Annotated in this window: 2 protein-coding genes; both read left to right on the forward strand. The window is 24.7% G+C overall.

Features of this window, described 5'->3' with window-relative positions; all coding sequences use genetic code 11:
- A partial coding sequence (locus AWT72_RS08870; RefSeq protein ID WP_197407674.1) for an NAD-binding protein occupies positions 1–275 on the forward strand: 275 nt, incomplete at its 5' end.
- Between the two features lie 3 nt (positions 276–278).
- Entirely contained in the window at positions 279–440 is a 162-nt protein-coding gene (locus AWT72_RS09560; protein WP_156413160.1) for a TrkA C-terminal domain-containing protein, read from the forward strand.
- The last annotated feature ends 6 nt before the right edge of the window (positions 441–446 follow it).

Consider the following 446-nt stretch of genomic DNA (forward strand, 5'->3'; position numbering starts at 1 on the left):
CATCTGAAAATTTAAAGTATTCCATAACTGATGAAAATGCTTTAAAAAATATAGCAAAAGATAGTTTTGATGCTGCTTTCGTTTGTATAGGAACTAATGTTCAAAATAGTATTTTAGTAACAGTAATGTTAAAAGAAATGAATATACCTAGAATAATTTGTAAGGCAACGACTAAAATACAAGGTAAAGTTTTAGAAAAAATAGGAGCAACAGAAGTAGTTTACCCAGAGGAATTAATGGGAGAAAAAATAGCATATTCAGTTATGCATCCATAAGTTATGGAATACTCTAAATTTTCAGATGAATATTATATTTTTGAAGTAAAATTAGTAGATAAATTTTTAGGAAAAACTTTACTAGAATTAGATTTAAGAAATAAATATATGGAAATTGTTATAGAAGTAAAAAATAAAGAAGGTGATGTAAATGTAAAACCATAACATGAA

This window comes from Oceanivirga salmonicida (assembly GCF_001517915.1).
GTDB lineage: Bacteria > Fusobacteriota > Fusobacteriia > Fusobacteriales > Leptotrichiaceae > Oceanivirga > Oceanivirga salmonicida.

Coding starts and splice junctions, on each gene's coding strand:
- AWT72_RS09560 (WP_156413160.1), top strand. CDS start 279: ATGGAATACTCTAAATTTTCAGATGAATATTATATTTTTGAAGTAAAA.